The sequence below is a fragment of the Vibrio cortegadensis genome (assembly GCF_024347395.1).
Lineage (GTDB): Bacteria > Pseudomonadota > Gammaproteobacteria > Enterobacterales > Vibrionaceae > Vibrio > Vibrio cortegadensis.
Map to the genome: position 1 here is coordinate 1,844,391 of NZ_AP025472.1, position 17,398 is coordinate 1,861,788.

The 17,398-nt window shown below is 41.5% G+C and carries 16 protein-coding genes; 1 reads left to right on the top strand and 15 read right to left on the bottom strand.

All coding sequences use genetic code 11. The features are described 5' to 3' along the window. Positions 1 to 49: 49 nt before the first annotated feature. The 15 genes from fabV to nrfB form a co-directional block, all read right to left on the bottom strand. The gene (gene fabV, locus OCV39_RS08720) at positions 50 to 1,252 is read right to left on the bottom strand and encodes an enoyl-ACP reductase FabV (RefSeq protein WP_017054540.1); all 1,203 of its coding nucleotides are present in this window, start codon (positions 1,250 to 1,252) and stop codon (positions 50 to 52) included. Between the two features lie 255 nt (positions 1,253 to 1,507). Continuing rightward, positions 1,508 to 2,737 (bottom strand): cysteine desulfurase-like protein, encoded by a 1,230-nt coding sequence (locus OCV39_RS08725; protein ID WP_261888309.1) that lies wholly within the window; start codon positions 2,735 to 2,737, stop codon positions 1,508 to 1,510. Continuing rightward, positions 2,721 to 3,377 (bottom strand): 2OG-Fe dioxygenase family protein, encoded by a 657-nt coding sequence (locus OCV39_RS08730; RefSeq protein WP_017054542.1) that lies wholly within the window; start codon positions 3,375 to 3,377, stop codon positions 2,721 to 2,723. The genes OCV39_RS08725 and OCV39_RS08730 overlap by 17 nt, the downstream gene beginning before the upstream one ends. Before the next feature lie 493 nt (positions 3,378 to 3,870). Next, positions 3,871 to 4,968, bottom strand: a complete 1,098-nt coding sequence (locus tag OCV39_RS08735) for a DUF1513 domain-containing protein (RefSeq protein WP_261888310.1) — start codon at positions 4,966 to 4,968, stop codon at positions 3,871 to 3,873. Continuing rightward, positions 4,958 to 6,019 (bottom strand): imelysin family protein, encoded by a 1,062-nt coding sequence (locus OCV39_RS08740; RefSeq protein WP_261888311.1) that lies wholly within the window; start codon positions 6,017 to 6,019, stop codon positions 4,958 to 4,960. Before OCV39_RS08740 ends, OCV39_RS08735 begins: the two co-directional genes overlap by 11 nt. A 10-nt stretch (positions 6,020 to 6,029) precedes the next feature. After that, positions 6,030 to 7,415: a di-heme oxidoreductase family protein gene (locus tag OCV39_RS08745; protein WP_113797330.1), complete on the bottom strand. Its 1,386-nt coding sequence runs from the start codon at positions 7,413 to 7,415 to the stop codon at positions 6,030 to 6,032. Positions 7,416 to 7,570: 155 nt separating this feature from the next. After that, positions 7,571 to 8,830 carry an imelysin family protein gene (locus OCV39_RS08750; RefSeq protein ID WP_017054546.1) on the bottom strand — a complete coding sequence of 420 codons (1,260 nt, stop codon included), beginning with the start codon at positions 8,828 to 8,830 and terminating at the stop codon, positions 7,571 to 7,573. Between the two features lie 195 nt (positions 8,831 to 9,025). Beyond that, on the bottom strand, positions 9,026 to 9,655 hold the full coding sequence (locus tag OCV39_RS08755) for a GTP cyclohydrolase II (RefSeq protein WP_113797334.1): 630 nt from the start codon (positions 9,653 to 9,655) through the stop codon (positions 9,026 to 9,028). 210 nt (positions 9,656 to 9,865) lie between these two features. Further along, entirely contained in the window at positions 9,866 to 10,054 is a 189-nt protein-coding gene (locus tag OCV39_RS08760) for a hypothetical protein (RefSeq protein ID WP_017054548.1), read from the bottom strand. A gap of 115 nt (positions 10,055 to 10,169) precedes the next feature. Further along, a complete protein-coding gene (nrfF, locus tag OCV39_RS08765; RefSeq protein WP_390903244.1) occupies positions 10,170 to 10,583 on the bottom strand; it encodes a heme lyase NrfEFG subunit NrfF in 414 nt (137 codons plus the stop codon). 41 nt (positions 10,584 to 10,624) lie between these two features. After that, positions 10,625 to 11,152 carry a DsbE family thiol:disulfide interchange protein gene (locus OCV39_RS08770; protein ID WP_261888312.1) on the bottom strand — a complete coding sequence of 176 codons (528 nt, stop codon included), beginning with the start codon at positions 11,150 to 11,152 and terminating at the stop codon, positions 10,625 to 10,627. A 22-nt stretch (positions 11,153 to 11,174) separates the two neighbouring features. Beyond that, the gene (locus tag OCV39_RS08775) at positions 11,175 to 13,073 is read right to left on the bottom strand and encodes a heme lyase CcmF/NrfE family subunit (RefSeq protein ID WP_261888313.1); all 1,899 of its coding nucleotides are present in this window, start codon (positions 13,071 to 13,073) and stop codon (positions 11,175 to 11,177) included. A gap of 94 nt (positions 13,074 to 13,167) precedes the next feature. Next, on the bottom strand, positions 13,168 to 14,124 hold the full coding sequence (nrfD, locus tag OCV39_RS08780) for a cytochrome c nitrite reductase subunit NrfD (RefSeq protein WP_017054552.1): 957 nt from the start codon (positions 14,122 to 14,124) through the stop codon (positions 13,168 to 13,170). Further along, positions 14,121 to 14,813 carry a cytochrome c nitrite reductase Fe-S protein gene (gene nrfC, locus OCV39_RS08785; RefSeq protein ID WP_017054553.1) on the bottom strand — a complete coding sequence of 231 codons (693 nt, stop codon included), beginning with the start codon at positions 14,811 to 14,813 and terminating at the stop codon, positions 14,121 to 14,123. The genes nrfD and nrfC overlap by 4 nt, the downstream gene beginning before the upstream one ends. A 4-nt stretch (positions 14,814 to 14,817) precedes the next feature. Beyond that, entirely contained in the window at positions 14,818 to 15,405 is a 588-nt protein-coding gene (gene nrfB / locus OCV39_RS08790; RefSeq protein ID WP_261888314.1) for a cytochrome c nitrite reductase pentaheme subunit, read from the bottom strand. Between the two features lie 461 nt (positions 15,406 to 15,866). On the opposite strand from nrfB, the gene nrfA reads away from it, so the two are divergent. After that, entirely contained in the window at positions 15,867 to 17,300 is a 1,434-nt protein-coding gene (nrfA, locus tag OCV39_RS08795; protein ID WP_261888315.1) for an ammonia-forming nitrite reductase cytochrome c552 subunit, read from the top strand. Positions 17,301 to 17,398: the final 98 nt, after the last annotated feature.

A 17,398-nucleotide genomic window follows, 5' to 3' on the forward strand; every position in this document is an offset into this window, starting at 1 on the left:
GCGCTCAATGAGCGCCTTTTCTATTACCAGTAATTTCTGATTAATCGACTTAAATATCAATCACATCAAAATCGATAGCTGTAGCTACGTCAGCGTCGTAATCAACACCGTCTACACCGAAACCAAACAGTTTCAAGAACTCTTCTTTATACTCAACGTAATCCGTCAGTTCTTTAAGGTTTTCAGACGTCACTTGTGGCCAAAGGTTACGACAATGCTGTTGGATGTCTTCACGCAGTTCCCAGTCATCTAGGCGTAAACGGTTTTTATCGTCCACTTCTGCAACGCTGCCATCTTCTTTATACAGACGTTGGCTAAACATACGGAAAATCTGTTCCATACAGCCTTCATGTACACCTTCTTCGCGCATTTTCTTGAATACCATCGCAATGTATAACGGCATAACAGGAATCGCAGAGCTTGCCTGAGTCACAACAGATTTGAGTACTGCAACATTCGCGGTACCACCTGTTGAGCTAAGCTTCTCATTTAATGCCGTTGCAGCGCGATCTAAATCCATCTTCGCTTTACCTAACGCGCCATCCCAGTAGATAGGCCATGTTAGCTCTGTTCCGATGTAGCTGTAAGCAACCGTTTTGCAGCCTTCAGCAAGCACGCCTGCATCAGAAAGCGCATTCATCCAAAGTTCCCAATCTTCACCGCCCATTACAGTCACAGTGTCTTTGATCTCTTCTTCAGTTGCAGGCTCAACGCTCGCTTCAATGATTTGATCTTTATTGGTATCAACCGCTGTAGCCGTATATGTCTCACCGATAGGCTTCAGAGATGAACGAATCAACTCACCAGAATCAGGGAGCTTACGAACAGGAGACGCTAATGAGTAAACCACCATATCGATTTGACCTAAGTCTTCTTTGATTAAATCGATTGTTTTTTGTTTAGCTTCATTTGAGAATGCATCGCCATTTAAGCTTTTAGCGTACAAGCCTTCTTCATGTGCACATTTTTCAAAAGCCGCTGAGTTGTAGTAACCCGCCGTACCAGGTTTTTTCTCAGTACCCGCTTTTTCAAAGAAAACACCAATCGTTGATGCCCCGCCACCGAATGCCGCTGCAATACGAGAAGATAGACCGTAGCCACTTGATGAACCCACAACAAGTACACGCTTAGGTGCATTTTTGATTGGGCCTTGCGCTTTAGTATAAGCAATTTGTTCTTTTACGTTCGCTTCACAACCCACTGGGTGCGTTGTAGTACAGATAAATCCACGAATTCTAGGTTTGATGATCATATTCAACTTCCTTAAAAAATCCTTGGTAGGATAAAAGTTTCGCTCTCAAATGGCATCTAATTTCTTCAAAAAGACCCTTAAAATGTAAGTGGTTGGAGCACTACCGGCCACTTTTGTTCCCAAAAATATGAAAAAGACGGAAATAGCGTCATAAACAGGATCATTATATTTTGATAAGAGCATAAAAAATACCAACCAGTGTATCTCTGATTGGTATTGATATCTTTCAAGTATACATCAATAAGTCGAGTAAATTTACAGCCCGTTAAGCGCCTCAAACAGCTGATCGACCTCTTCTATTGTGTTGTAATGCATGAAGCCGATTCTTACGACACCACCACTCTCCTCTAAGCCAAGTTGCCTAATCAGCCCCAGCGCATAAAAGTGGCCATTCCAGACGCAGATGTTGTGTTCACCTAAACTTTTAGCGACAAATTCGGGATGATGATATTTGAATGCAAGAGCAAAGGTTGGAGTACGAAGGTTCGAATCAGCTTCTTCACGCCCATGTAGAACCACCTTATTACCAAGGGTACTCAAGCGTTTTAAGAAGTATTCACTGAGCGCTTGTTCATGCTGATTATATTGGCTAAAACTCTGTTCAAGCCTCTTCCTCAACGAGCTACCTTGCTCGCCCCATTGAGACAAATACTCCACCGCTTGGATCACGCCAGCTAAGCCTTCAAAGCTTTGAGTGCCAGTTTCGAACCGACCAGCGCCTAAATTCGTTGCAGGTTCAACTTTGTAAGGTTGAATGGTTTGCAGCCATTGAGGTGCAATATATGCAATACCAACATGTGGGCCGAAGAACTTATAAGCCGAACAGGCTAGAAAGTCACAGCCTAAATCTTGAACATCAATCAGATGATGCGGCGCGTAATGAACAGCATCAACATACACTTTCGCGCCAACAGAGTGAGCCTGTTCGATCACTGTTTTTACATCGACAATTGAACCTGTGGTATTCGATGCGAATGTTACCGCCACCAGCTTAGTTTTCTCACTAAGCAGAGAGGCAAAGTGATCCATATCCAACGAGCAATTACTTTCATCGACTTTAACCTGATGTACTACAACGCCTTTATCTTCAGCCGCTTGCTGCCAACTTGAAACATTTGAATAGTGATCTAATGCTGTGACGATGATTTCATCTCCAGCCTTCCAATCTCGGCTTATTGCTCGACTCAATTGAAAGGTCAACGACGTCATGTTCGCCCCAAACACCATATTATCGGGAGTTTCTGCATTCACTAGAGCTTGAACTGACTCTCTTGCCTGTGCCATCAGATTTGTCGTGTGTTGACTCGAAAAAAAATGCCCGCCTAGATTGGAGTTATAGAAACCGAGATAGCTTGTCATCGAATCCAAGACAGATTGCGGCACTTGAGAACCTCCAGGGCCATCCAAAAATATCACGGGCTTTCCATTATATTGCTGAGATAACGCACTAAACTGTTCACGAACAGAATTAAGATTGAAGCTCATTACGCGCATCCTTTGCTGTCAGAACAAAAACATCCATATGCCCTTTTTCTTCATTCTCGACGGGACATATCGGTTGAGCGTTATGCCACAGCTTGCTATCGGCTAGCATTGCTACTTCACCATTCTCAAGAATTTTTCTGAAAAATGGTGCTTCATTGCTATTGTTGTACAGCATAATCTCACCACCAATGATGTTACTACGATCAATACCGATTAATGCAAGGTGATCAAAACCATCTTGGTGAACCCCTTCCGGCGCAACTTGTGTCTCATCGTATATTGCTGCGATTCGAATTTGATGAATTTCAATTTCTTGCCCGTTAGGTAACTTGTTGCTATCAACAAACAGTTGGCACATCTCCTTCATGCCATCACTATCGAGAATGCCCTGCTCAATGGATTCAAATTGACGGACAATATCACCTTGAAAATGGTTAATATCATCAGTTTGTACAAACCCTGGGTTATCCAATTCTGTCACGGTTCCATCTTGCAGGCATATAACTGAATAACGACGTAATCGATATTTACCATCCGCATGTTCTGTTGATGGTAGTTGGTTAAATGAAGGGGATAACTGTTCTAAAGCGTGACGGGATAAACTAGTGATATGTAGGGTACTCTCGTGGTTATGTAACATCATCGACTCCTTGATAAAGAAACATTAACAATCAATAAATTTAACATTTAGCTCACACAAAGAATACGCACAAATATGGCAAACACAAGGCGTCGCCATCAATAATTCCATAAAATAGACAAAAACCACACTAAACACCAACAAGTTAATAATTAGAAGTTAAACACTCCGATATTTGAATTGTGGATAGTTAAAAAGCAGATGAGTTCACTGCGGTCACACTAAAATATTGAAATTATTGAAAATTGTATTTATATCGTCTCATCACTTTACTTAAGATGTAAGAATCTCGCGAAATTTTAGCGGGGAGTAAATGCGATATTATCAGAGTAAAAAAGTGTCAGAATTCAGATAAAGCAGTGTGTTTGACTCTACGATGTTATACCGGCATTCAGTTCGAATATAAATCCAACCCCGAACATTTTTGTGTACAGCCCTTAACAATCAAAGGGCCGTCATCGTAAAAGCTCAAGTCAAAATGTGATTCAATAGATCAAATGGCAGACCAATGGTTATCCCATTGCACGCCAGAGTATTTGGAAGTGGATTGCTGCTTATTGCGAGTAACAACCGAGCCCGAGCCAGAGCTCACCTTAAACATGCCGTTAGCTTCAATCACACCGGATGCATCAGGAAGTGCCGCTAATTCGATCAATGCGCCACTCTCTTTCGACCATATCCCATAACAGTTGCCACGAGGCGATGTCGCCAGAATCAATTCATCACTTGCTGCAATGCTTGCAATATAGTGATTGAAACGTGCCCACTGTTCAGGCTCTGCTTGAAGCTGAACCATATCGCCACCGCGACGGTGCATCGCCAGTAAAGAGGGATACTCATCAGGTTCACCACGGTACTGCTGACCGCAAAGCACGGTATCACTTCCGTCATGTGCTAAGTGTCGAATGCTTAAGTGGCGGTCATCAAGAGAAACTTGATCGAGTAACTTTCCTTCTGCGGATACATAACTCAAACTAGGCGACATAGCGTCGAGATTCAATGCGATTCGTCCATCAGTATGAACGCCACCTACCCCAATCGCGAGTGTATTATCTGGCATTGCGATCACTTCATGGGGCCCCAATCCAAAACCGGAAAACTCTTCCACTTTCTTATAGCCATCTTGAACACGGTATACACCAATGATCCCACGGCTAGTACCACGTTCACCTTCGGTTGCATACAAGTACATACCATCATTACTGAAAACACCATGGCCATAATAATGGCGATTTTTATCCGCTGGCCGCAGCAAGATCTGCTCACCAGATAAATAATCGAACACCATTAAATATGAACCTGGACGCCTAGCAAAAACTGCAGCGTGATATTTATACTGATCCTCACCATGTTGGCTATTGATAGCAACGCCATGACCACGCTCAGGTATTGGTAATGAGTGAATTTCAGCGCCAGATTCATCAGCGACAACAGCACGATACTGCTTTTTTGCACTCAAGGAGCAACCTATCAATGCCGGAGAAGCATTGGCGTTGGCTGATTGCGCTGCACATCCATAGGGCAATACAGGAACCATCGCCCCATACATAGCCGCTTTCAATAGCGTTCTTCGATTTAAATCAGTCACCATCGGTCGCGTTAAATCCTATCACTACGCCAAGTTCAATTGCCACTTCTTCATGGATCAAATACTTAAGCTGTTCTAATTTATTGTATTGTGCAAGTACGTTTTGGTACCCACTCTTAGTTTGTAGCATATTGAATAGGCTGTCTTGCTCTGGCCAAGTGTCGATGGCCATATCAAACTGTAAAGAGATTCGATCAGCAAGTTCGCCTTTATCTCTCATACGCAAGATCGCATCCAATCCAGAACCATTGGCAAAATAAATAGCCTGCATCGCTTTCAGATTCTCCTTCAGATTGGATAACGATGAAGCAGAACGCCACGACTCAGAAAAGTAGGCTCGTGGATGGCCCATTTTTGCCAGTGGTCGACTCAACTTCTTCATACTGTATTCAAGCTGATTCGAAAGTAGGCTCACGTATTCCGAATTCCACTGTGCTTCATTCATCGAGGTCCAAGGATTAATGAGCCATGCCTGTCGAATCTGTGAAGTACGATTCTGTAAATTCTGGCTAATTGCAGTCGCTGATGAGCATATCTCCCCCTTATTGGTAAGCAGAGGTGACTGAGCGTCAAACAACATCCACTCAATAGCACCAAGACCTTGCACCGTCACACTCTGGTTCGAGATCTCTTCAGCTGTCCATGATTTATCATATGACACCAACTGAGACATTTTTCGACCTGTCGTATTCTTTTTGTCTGGCCAAAATTGAACATTCCAACTCTGCTCCAATGCTTTTACCGGGCCTCTCTCCTGTCCTTGTAAATGCATCCAAGCCGCCATTGATGCTTGCCAATGCCTTTTTAAATCAGAAAGGTCGGCTCCATTAGAGCAGAATGATTTCATCGACTTATTTAACGATATTGCTTGTTCGTTCAGTTTCACAGCCGATTGAAACTGTACTTGGTACAAGCTGGAACTGATATGTTCAGTCGTGTCCATTTTGCTCACCACTGCTTGGTTTGATGAGTGTTTCGAGTCAGTACTCTGACATCCTAAAACCAATACGGTCGGAACAATTAAACTCATTATCCGAGATGTTTTTAACCACATATACTTATCCTTACAATGAGTTTAAGAAAACAATCAGCGCATCACGCTCTGCTTTGTCAAAACCGAGGACTTGCTGTTTTGCTGATTCCGCTTCTCCACCATGCCAAAGCACAGCTTCCAGAAGGTTTCTTGCTCGACCATCATGCAAAAACATCGTGTGCCCGTTGACTTCTTTTGTATAGCCAATGCCCCATAGCGGCGCTGTTCTCCACTCTTGGCCATTTGCTAAATACTCAGGACGATTATCTGCAAGCCCTTCACCCATATCATGCAGTAACATATCGGTATAAGGGTTAATTACTTGGTTTGAAATCGCGGGTAGACCCTCACGATTTGCCGTCTTGATATTGGTTTGGTGACAGCTTTGGCAACCAGATTGAGCAAAAAGAGCTTGCCCTTTCATTACGGTTTCGTCTTTCACGTTACGGCGAATAGGGACAGCAAGGTGCTGAGAGTAGAACTCTACAAAGTCTAGAATATTATCACTTACTTCAATATCGCCACCATTTGGCAATTCATCGCATAAGCTCTGTTTCGATGTACAGTTTTCATTTGGGAAAAGTGAACTCGTTAATCCAACATCACCATTAAAGGCGGCCGCGTTTTGCTGCATCAAATTCGGCTGTCCAGCTTTCCAACCAAAACGACCAAGCGCAAATTCTTCCGCTTGAACGTCCCATACACGGTTAGCTTTACCTGAAACGCCTTGTCCCGCTAGCTTCTGTTGTTCAGCAAACGCCAAAATAGTACTTTCAGGAATACTTTCAAGCAGACCAAGACCAATCATAGGTGGAGCAACACGAGCAGAAAATTGAGTGTCTGGGTGCATCTCACCAAAGCCGAGATCATTAATGGTTAATGTGGGTTTACGTAAGGTGACAACGAAACCATCTTTAAACGTGACAGGGACATCGGTGTAATCAATTTGAATTGAACCTTCAGGTTTTATATTTGGTAAGGCAAAGTCTTGTAGTTGACCACCGTACGTTGGTTCTGGAATGACACCATCTTTGATATACGCTTTTTTTTGCTCTGCCGTCATGGCTGGAATGCTTAGCCTAACTAGCATAGAGACGGCATGAGTATCCCCTTTTTCAGGAGCGTGCCCTCGCCCATCTTTAATGTGGCAGTTCTGACAACCATTCGTATTGAATAGAGGTCCTAACCCATCACGAGCATCGGTTGAAGCTGGTGCTTGCACCCACGGATTACGGAAAAAACTGTTACCAACACTAAAATCAAGGCGTTTGCTCATTGGTAAATTTGCAGCAGGTAAAGAAAAGGCATTGCTCCCTTCTTTTTTCACACTGGTTTGCCCACCAGATTTAACATCACTTGCCTGTATTGAAAACGATGTGATCAAGGCAATAGCTGCTGAGAAAATATATGATTTCATAACTGTATTCTTATTGTGTAATTTAGCTTTCAAAAATGCCATCAAAGAGTGGTCATATTGCAGGCGGTTTCCGCTGTCATTGACTTAAATATGATTATTATTTTAGAGATAGCAGAAAGGGCTCAAGAGAGCCCTTCTATATTATTATTTTATGCTTAGAATTCGTGATCGGCAGTATCTGGGTTTAAGCTGCTGATACCAATGACAGATGCCGCTCTTTCAATAGAACCAGTTTGTGCAACCAATGCCATGATTGTCTTATTAACCAAAGCATTACCTGCCGGGTTGTTAGCGGCAATCAGTTGATCGAAATGCTGATTGTTTTTCTCTGCTGAAGTCACCAATTGACCAACTTGTGCGCGAGCTAGATCGAACTGTTTCTGGATCTCTTTAGCTGCTTTTTTGTCTTTCTGAGCCACTAAATCGTAAAGGCTAGGTCCTGAAAGTAACTTGCCACTTTCACGTTTGTACAAACCTGTATAAACGTTATAGATCCCTTGCTCATTGTAGTAGTGAGAGTTATGAGTGTTATCAGAGAAACAGTCATGCTCATCTTCCGTTGAGTTTGCCTCTAATGCCACTTTCATACGCTCGCCGGCTAACTCACCTAATGAAAGTGACCCCATGCCGAACAGCATTTTACGCAAACCGTTATCAGCAGAATCTGCTAATAGCTCTTGGCGATAGTTACCTTTTTCACCGGCTTCCCACTGTTTTTCCATCCACTCAAGATCTTGGATCAAAAGTTCAGCAGCCGCTTTAAGATATTGACCACGTCGATCACAGTTGCCATTTGTACATTCGCTGCCTACAACGAAATCGGTGTATGCACGAGCGCCTGCACCAGCATTTGTACCGTTAAGATCTTGACCCCAAAGTAAGAATTCAATCGCATGGTATCCAGAGGCTACATTCGCTTCAGAGCCACCAATTTCATTTAAATCTGCGATCAACTCAGGAGTGATGGTTGTTGCATCAATAACACTTGAACCAACTTTAAGAGTTTTGTTAGCTACGATATTTGCACTCGCACCTTCATTACCAAGCTCATACTGATAATCACTACCAACATAATCAATTAAACCTTCATCAAGAGGCCAAGCATTCAGTTGCCCTTCCCAGTCATCGACCACGACGTTACCAAAACGGAATACTTCAGATTGTTGGTACGGTACGCGTGAATCTAACCAAGTTTGTTTTACTTTCTCAAAACTTGATGCTGAAGGTTGGGCTAAAAACCCATCAATTGCTGTGTCCAGAGTTTTTGCTGTAATAACAGAGTCTTCGAATACCGCGTGAGCAATATCTGCGTAATGCTCTACTACTTGATCTTTAGTTACTGCGGCAAATGTAGAGCCTGAAGCTAGAAGTAGTGACGATGCAATGGTTGTTGCCACTAAATGTTTAATAGTCATGAAAGCGTCCTTGTTGAGCTTAATCGTATTCTAAATTTTAATTATATTGATAGTGCAACTTATTATCATTTGCACTTAGGTTTGGAATAATACAAATTTACAATTTTTTTGCAAGACAAAAACAAAAAAACCTCACAATAGTGAGGCTTTATTCAAATTCAACAGAAAATCTAGGGAAGAGACTTTAAGGAAGGGCTACAACTTCAGGTTGTGTTTCCCATGAGAGACTTTCGCTTGTAAGTAGCTTTCGTTGCCCGATTTAATATGAGCGAGCGTATTAACGACTGATTCTATTTCAATACCAAAGTTCTTAAGATCATTGATTTTTTTAGGATTATTGGTAACTAAATGAATTTTATTAATACCCAATGCTGTTAACATTTGTGCGGCTTCAGTGAAGTCTCTAAGGTCATCACCAAATCCAAGATGATTGTTCGCCTCATAGGTATTCATCCCTTCAGTTTGAAGTTTGTATGCATCAATCTTGTTATATAGACCAATACCACGACCTTCTTGCCGTAAATAAAGAATGATGCCGCCTTGCTCACCCATCTTTTGGATCGTTTCTTCTAACTGCTCACCACAGTCACAACGGGATGAATGAAAAACATCGCCAGTCAAGCACTCTGAATGCATTCTAACTAACGGAATTGTGGGTAGCTGATCAACAGACTTGAAGACAACCGCTACATGTTCTTTATCCGTTTCTAATCCTTTAAAAGAGAGCATCTCTGCATCGATATTACTCTTTGCTCCGACTTTCAACTCTATTCTGGCACGTACTTCCGCCATATTCTCACTCACTTGACTATTTGTTGTCTGCATTTTAGAAAAGGAATGCAGTGTATTCGCACTACGATTCTTCAACTATGGGGACTCACGCCTCATTTTTCAATGACCAAATCATAATTGTTATATTATAACATTTCAATCCACAGGCAATAAAAAGCCCCAATTTTATAATGATAAAATTGAGGCATTATACTAAAGTTGCTTATTTTCAATGTGTTATATTATCCACACATAACGAACACATTAGCAATTCAGTTGCTGTTTCTGCGATTTTTTCCACACCGCTAATTGAATCCAAACACTTTCCAGTTCAGAAAGCTCCTCTTGAGTGAGTAGAGAAACACTTGAGGTCGAGATTCCGGAATTATTGGCTTGCATAGAACGAAGATGCGCATAAAAGTCATTTTTTAATTGCGAGGTTATCGAGTCCATGTGCAAAGCCTTATATTCAATTAACGTTTGGTATAGTGCGAAGTGATATTATTTGATTAAATAATATCACTTCGTTTATATATTACACAATCATTAATTGAAAATGGAATAATAGTCACAAACTATTTTTTTTAACACTTTTTATCGCAAAGAGTAGAAATAAGATCAACAACAGCAGTGGAAAGATCCAAAGTAATAGATTTTTCGCATTAAATGCGGGCTTATACATAACAAAATCACCAAAACGATCCGTCATAAATTCTATTATTTCTTCTTCTGACTTACCCTCTTTTAGCATGGTAAAGACTTTTAAGCGCAAATCTTTAGCTATTGGAGAGTTAGATTCGACAAGATTTTGGTTCTGACACTGTGGGCAACGCAATGACTTTGCGAGTAAAATGGCATGTTTCTGCTGTAAAGGCGTATCAAACTCAAACAATTCAACCTGTTGGCTTACTTCTTTATTTGCTCCGACAAACACCTCGTCAGTTGAGGCTTGAGCATGACAAGAGGCTAATACAACCATCATAAAAAAATATAGTATTCGCATAGTTTTTCTTCAACGATTCATCAATTATTAAAGTAGCGTTTAAATTCTTGGTTCCAAATATCACGGGTTAATGCTCCACGGTATTTCTTAATTATAATTCCATCCCTGTTAATTAAATAAGATTCAGGAGTACCAATAACGCCAAGATCCAACGCAAACTCTCCACGAGGATCAAATATGATCCTTCTGTAAGGATCACCCTCCTCCAAAAGCATATTATTTGCCAGTTTAAGATCATCCCTATAATTCAAACCAATGATATTAATATTCTCATCTTTCAATTCTTTGAGAAATTCATGCTCTGATTTACAAACGCCACACCAAGAGGCCCATACATTGAGCAATTGAACATTCTCTGTAAGAACATCAACCTTGGTGAGAACTTGCTGTGAATCTCTTAAGTCCGCTTGCATGAACTCAGGTAAAGGTTTATTAACCGAAACTGATTTACTACTCTGACTCTCAGATAACCCAATGGTCAGCGTGCCAATAAAAGCACACATCACGAGGAACAGTACGCCAATTTTTAGTTTGGTTTTATTTTGCAAAGCCAGCCCCTGTATTGGTTTTTTATTGATTTTCGCGACTGCGTTTTGGTTGAACTAAAAGCAACACCACGCCTAAAATCGAAAGCAGCGCTCCTAGCCATATCCAACGAACATACGCCTTGTATTGAATCCTTACAGCATAGGATTTGAGATCGACCTTCTCTCCAACCGTGACATAAATATCACCATGCCAGAACCATTTCATAGCCGGTTCACTCATATTCATTACGCGGACTTGATAATGGCGTCTCTCAGGTATAATGATATCTGTCCGGTTATTGCCGCTAATCTCTAACCATATCTTCTCTGATGTATAGTTTGGCCCAATATGTAACTCAGTGTCTAAATGTTTGATCGTCCAGTCAGCGAATACCACTTCTGTTCCTGGTGCCATTCTGCGGTTAAGTTCATAAGAGTGTTCGCTATTCATCGCAGAACCTATACAAACAACAGCAACACCAATATGCGCCATATTAACCGCAACACTTCGTACTCGACCCGATGTTACCAGCGAAAATTTCAGCAAATACAGATGAGATAACACCACCCAAACTGCAATTATCCAGGTTAGTTGTACTAGCCAATCACTGTATTCAACTTGAACCTGGTAGAGCAATACACCAACAACGATAGAAGTAATAGCGGTAATGATAACGACTTGTTTTACGTTCTTGCGCTGTTTGTAGTAAGAAATAAAAGGGCTGGCTCCCATTATAAATAGAGCAATGAGCGCTAGCGGAGAAAAAACGGTATTGAAGTAAGGAGCTCCTACCGAAATATTTCCTAATCCTAATAAGCTAAATAGCATTGGATAGAAGGTCCCAACGAGGACAACTATCATCGCAACAATAAGCAGGCTATTGGCCAGCAGTAACACAAAACTCTTACTCAGAAAGTGAGTGATAGGCTCGGATTTAATCTCGTCGCCTCTAGTCAGCAATAGACAAAATGATCCGAATAAAACAAGTGAAAGTATCAATAAGAGTGTCAATCCTTTCCCCGGATCAACGGCAAAAGCATGAACGGATGTCAGTACTCCAGATCGAACGATGAACGTGCCTAGAATGCTCAAACTGAAAGTGATAAAAGACAGCGAAAACGCCCATTTCATTAGCTGACGCTTATAACGAGCAACAGACAAACAGTGCAATAGTGCTGTTGAAGTTAACCACGGCAATAAAGATGCATTTTCTACCGGATCCCAAAACCACCAACCACCCCAGCCTAGTTCGTAATAAGCCCACCAAGAGCCCAGAATAATGCCACCAGTTAGAAACACCCAAGCGCTCTGGCACCAAGGCTGACAATACTTAACCCAGTTGTACTCAATTTCCGGCGTTAATAAGGCGGCAACGGCAAATGCCAGTACCGTCGAAAGGCCAACATAGCCCAAGTAGAGCAATGGCGGATGGAATATTAACCCCACATCTTGGAGCATAGGATTTAAATCTCGCCCCTCTACAGGAATCATAGAACTCATCACAAATGGATTGGATGCGATAAGCGTAAACCACGCAAACACCGCAATTAAGCCATTCATCACCCAGAGAACATTGATCAAATATGCTCGCGGATAACGTCGGTTCAACGTAATTAAACCACTCCAGCACCCAAGAGTTAAAACCCAGAAAAGCAGGGAGCCTTCATGACCACCCCATACGGCCGCCAATTTGAAAAATATCGGTAATTCAGTATTAGAGTGCGCTGCAACATATGATATTGAAAAATCATCAATATAGAAGGCGAAGCCAAGCAGGACTATACTCACGATAGAAAACAGCGCAGATAGCTGAGTACAAGAGCGCACAGTAGAGAGTTCAATCGGCGAGTTTTGCTGTCTTTTCCAGCCAATAGCCACACAGATTATTGAACTCAAACAAGCGACTAGAACAAGAGAAAATAGACCTAACTCACCAATCATAAAACCTCAAAAAAAAGCCCCACCAAAATCAGTGGAGCTTATAGTTTACAAGCAATGACACTTTCAAACACTAGTGTTATCAATCAAAACTGATTTAAACAACTGTCATTTGACCTGCGTATAGAATGAAAGTACGTAACATCAATACGCCCACTAAACTCAGCGTTGTTACGACTAAAATAAAACCGCCACTATGGCGAATTGACTTAGGCGTGACTGCATTAAGTAAAAGCGGTAGCAACATACCTGCGCCAATTACGCCCCACCAGAACCAAGATGCCCAAAAGCCTTCGCCAATCGCATTCATTGCCGAAATCTCAGCCTGTCCACCAGAGAAAATTAGTCCAGTGAAGAAGGTGACCAAAACGAACAACTCAAACATAACGACTGGCCGTTCAAACCCGTGGATCCATGAAACACTTGGCCCATGCGGAGACTCTTTAAATACAAGAACGCCGAATAAGATACATGCCGCAGCACCAGAGGATAGGCTTGAAAACAAGAACAGTATTGGAAGTACTGGATTATTCAGCATTGGGTACGTTTGAAGTGCTGACAATAGGAAACCAGTATAAGCCGCTAGTAGTAGCGCAAGGAACCCAAGGAATAGCTCAATTGAATTCTCAAACTTAGTGAATTTCTCCAGTAAACCATCAACAAATGCAAAGCGACCTTGTAGGAAATCGACAATTTGTTTTTTAAAGATGATACCAATCCAAACAAACAATACCGCCATGTAGACTTGGAAGAGAATAACCCCCATAGACATCACAGATGTTGGATTAAAGAAGATCATTATTTTCCAAAACGAAAGTGGTTTTGTTAGATGGAAAATAAGAATCGTTAGGCCAGATATGATACCGAATGGTGCAAGGAAAGCCGTCGCTTTCAAAATACCATTTTCAGCTGGGTTTCCTTCAATTACCTTGCGTTTAAGGTAAATTGAGATCATTACAGCACCTGCTGACATACCAGCTAAGAACAAGTAGATAGCAATAATCCAATCCCACACGACTGTGCTAGATTGAAATGCGGTGTCCCATGCACTCATGATGAAATCTCCCCTTTCTGATGCGGTACTTTGAACAACTTAGGCTTAGTACCCAAATGAACCTTATCTCGATAAACCACTTCATTCTTCAATACTTGATTGATCTCACTTTCAGGATCGTTCAAGTCACCAAATGTCAGCGCCTTCGTCGGGCAAGACTCGACACATGCAGGTAATTTACCTTGAGCAAGATTTGTGTCACGACAGAAGTTACATTTATCTGCTGATTTGTTTTCAGGATGGAAGAAACGAACTTGGTAAGGACAAGCCGCTAAACAGTAGCCACAGCCGACACACTTATCGTGGTGCACATCGACGATGCCTGTTTTCTCATCTTTATAGGCTGCGCCTGTAGGGCAAACCATAACACAAGGAGCATTTTCACAATGTTGACAAGATTGGCGAGTAAAACGGTATTCAACATCAGGGAATTCGCCTTGAGGTTCACTGCGAATGATCTCTAATCGTGATACACCTTCAGGAACATTATTTACTTCACGACAAGCATCTGAACATGCCGTACAACCGATACAAGCAGTTTCATCGTGGATCATACCATAGCGTTTATTGCCATCTTCTTGAACGCTTGCCAATGTTTTACGGCTAGTAACAACAGCGGTACCCGCAACACCAGTAGTAACAATAACGGCACCAGCGCCTGCTAAGAAATTACGTCTAGAACAACTCATAACATCACTCCTCTTCTTTTAACTGGTTGAAGTCTGAGTGGCAATCCACGCATAGCTTAATTTTTTCTTTCTTGTCGAATGCCAATACTTTCGCTTTCTTAGCGTGAACATCGTGGCAATTAGAACAAGTTAAGTTTTTCGCGTGAACATCGTGTGTCCAACTGGACTCACGTAAATATTCTGGCTTATGACAATCGGTACATTGACTGTTCGCTTTTAAAATAGCGTCAGGTTCAAGGAATACCTTTTCAGAGCCAGGTTGCGATTGAGCGTTGGAGTACTTAATAACCTTCGGAGCACCTTCACGGTGATCAGGACTAATATTGCTATGACATTCCGTACAATTTACTTCGCGTCCAAGAATTTTATGCGCATCTTCGCCATGAGAACCAAAAAGAGTTTCTTTTGAATCTTTATGACATTGCACACATTTATAATCTTTATCACGAATGAGGCTGACTTCATGTCGTGTCGAGGCATCTTCAACCTGAACAGATGAAGAGTCGGCAACGGCATGGATGGAATAACCATAGAGACAGAATGCTAGAAGAGACTTCAACATTATGGCTATGGTCAATTTTATATTGCCCATTATATCCTTTCCTTATACCAGCGAAATTAAGCTCTCTACTTAATTATTCCGGTCAAATAAAATGTACCTTTAGAATGGTATATCGCCAAATCTAAATGATATCAATTCTTATTTTGGATAAGCCACAACGCTATAAGTAAATATAATAACTCTATAGTAGTAGAATATATATATACACCTCTCAAATTAGTGACCTATTTCACCTTATTAATATAATGGTCATATCTCTAACTATATGAACTATTTGAAGAAACAAGCTTAATAACTACCCCTTTAGGGTTATACGGAACCAGGTGTGACATGGATCACTATTGATATTTGATCTAAGACAATTCTAGATATAATTGCTAATAAATGTTTCAAGATATGTACTATTATTTCAACAACTCTCCAGTTCTTGTTTGGAATATAGCCAGTTCACAACGCTTGTTATAAAAAATCTAGAATACGGAGATATTATTTTGAAAAAGCACTGGATACGTAATTCGGCTGCAACCTTACTGATGGTAACCACCTCTTTAGTTGGTTTCGCCAGTTTTGCAGCATCAGAAGAAAAAGAAATTGGTGACCCACGAAATACCCAATTTGAACAAAAGCACCCAGACCAATACCAAACTTGGAAGCAAACATCTGAAAGTGAAGTGCTGGAAGATGCCCTAAAAAGCGATCCAAATATGGTTATCATGTGGGCTGGATATGGTTTTGCAAAAGATTACAACAAAGCTCGTGGTCACTTTTACGCGATTGATGATGTACGTCAAACCCTAAGAACGGGTGGACCAACAGATGAAAAGACTGGTCCTATGCCGATGGCCTGCTGGAGCTGTAAAAGCCCTGATGTAGCTCGTTCAATTGAAGATCGTGGTGAAGATGGCTATTTTGAAGGTAAATGGGCTCGTCTAGGTAACGAAATCGTTAATCCTATCGGTTGTTCAGATTGCCACGATACGAAAAGTGAAGAGTTCAAGAATGGCGAGCCAGCATTAAAAATCACTCGTCCCTATGTTGAACGTGCTTTTGACACTATCGGCAAAAACTTTGATCACCAGTCTCGCTTAGATCAACAATCTTCAGTTTGTTCTCAATGTCACGTTGAATACTACTTTACTGGCCCAACGAAAGGTGTGAAATTCCCTTGGGACAAAGGTACTAAAGTTGAGCAAATGGAAGAGTACTACGACGGTATTGGCTTCAAAGACTGGACGCACAAAGTATCTAAAGCTCCAATGCTAAAAGCACAACACCCAGGCTTTGAAACATGGCGCGAAGGCATACACGGCAAAAATAAAGTTGCTTGTGTTGACTGTCATATGCCGAAAGTAACCAAAGAAGATGGCACAGTCTTTACTGATCATAAAGTGGGTAACCCATTCGATCGTTTTGATGACACGTGTGCACAATGTCATACTCAAAGCAAAGAACAAATGCAAAGTATTGTTGCGACTCGTAAAACTCAAGTGACAAACATGAAGCTAACCGCTGAAAAACAAATTGTGGCAGCACACTTTGAAGCGGGCGCAGCATGGGATGCTGGTGCAACAGAAGCAGAAATGAAGCCTATCCTACAAGATATTCGTCATGCACAATGGCGCTGGGACTATGCTATCGCTTCTCACGGTGTTCATATGCACGCTCCTGAAGTTGCACTTGAAGTACTAGGTACAGCAGTTGACCGTGCCGCTGATGCGCGTACTAAGCTAATTCGCTTACTTGCGAAGAAAGGTATTACTGAACCTGTTCAAATCCCTGATATCTCTACCAAAGCAAAAGCTCAAAAAGCGCTTGGTATGAATATGGATAAGATGAATGCTGATAAGAAGAAGTTCTTAGAAACCATCGTTCCACAGTGGGAAGAGCAAGCTGAAAAACGTGAAGCGGGCTACGACTACAAATAGATCGTTCGCAAGCTTACGCACAATAAGCAATAAGCAATAAGCAATGTTGTTCCAAAAACCAGCCCTCGTGGCTGGTTTTTTTATTCCTAGCGAAAAGA

Coding starts and splice junctions, on each gene's coding strand:
- OCV39_RS08745 (WP_113797330.1), bottom strand. CDS start 7,415: ATGAAATCATATATTTTCTCAGCAGCTATTGCCTTGATCACATCGTTT.
- OCV39_RS08735 (WP_261888310.1), bottom strand. CDS start 4,968: ATGGTGACTGATTTAAATCGAAGAACGCTATTGAAAGCGGCTATGTAT.
- fabV (WP_017054540.1), bottom strand. CDS start 1,252: ATGATCATCAAACCTAGAATTCGTGGATTTATCTGTACTACAACGCAC.
- OCV39_RS08760 (WP_017054548.1), bottom strand. CDS start 10,054: ATGGACTCGATAACCTCGCAATTAAAAAATGACTTTTATGCGCATCTT.
- nrfF (WP_390903244.1), bottom strand. CDS start 10,583: ATGATGGTTGTATTAGCCTCTTGTCATGCTCAAGCCTCAACTGACGAG.
- nrfD (WP_017054552.1), bottom strand. CDS start 14,124: ATGAGTGCATGGGACACCGCATTTCAATCTAGCACAGTCGTGTGGGAT.
- OCV39_RS08755 (WP_113797334.1), bottom strand. CDS start 9,655: ATGCAGACAACAAATAGTCAAGTGAGTGAGAATATGGCGGAAGTACGT.
- OCV39_RS08740 (WP_261888311.1), bottom strand. CDS start 6,019: ATGTGGTTAAAAACATCTCGGATAATGAGTTTAATTGTTCCGACCGTA.
- nrfC (WP_017054553.1), bottom strand. CDS start 14,813: ATGAGTTGTTCTAGACGTAATTTCTTAGCAGGCGCTGGTGCCGTTATT.
- OCV39_RS08725 (WP_261888309.1), bottom strand. CDS start 2,737: ATGAGCTTCAATCTTAATTCTGTTCGTGAACAGTTTAGTGCGTTATCT.
- OCV39_RS08775 (WP_261888313.1), bottom strand. CDS start 13,073: ATGATTGGTGAGTTAGGTCTATTTTCTCTTGTTCTAGTCGCTTGTTTG.
- OCV39_RS08750 (WP_017054546.1), bottom strand. CDS start 8,830: ATGACTATTAAACATTTAGTGGCAACAACCATTGCATCGTCACTACTT.
- OCV39_RS08730 (WP_017054542.1), bottom strand. CDS start 3,377: ATGTTACATAACCACGAGAGTACCCTACATATCACTAGTTTATCCCGT.
- nrfB (WP_261888314.1), bottom strand. CDS start 15,405: ATGGGCAATATAAAATTGACCATAGCCATAATGTTGAAGTCTCTTCTA.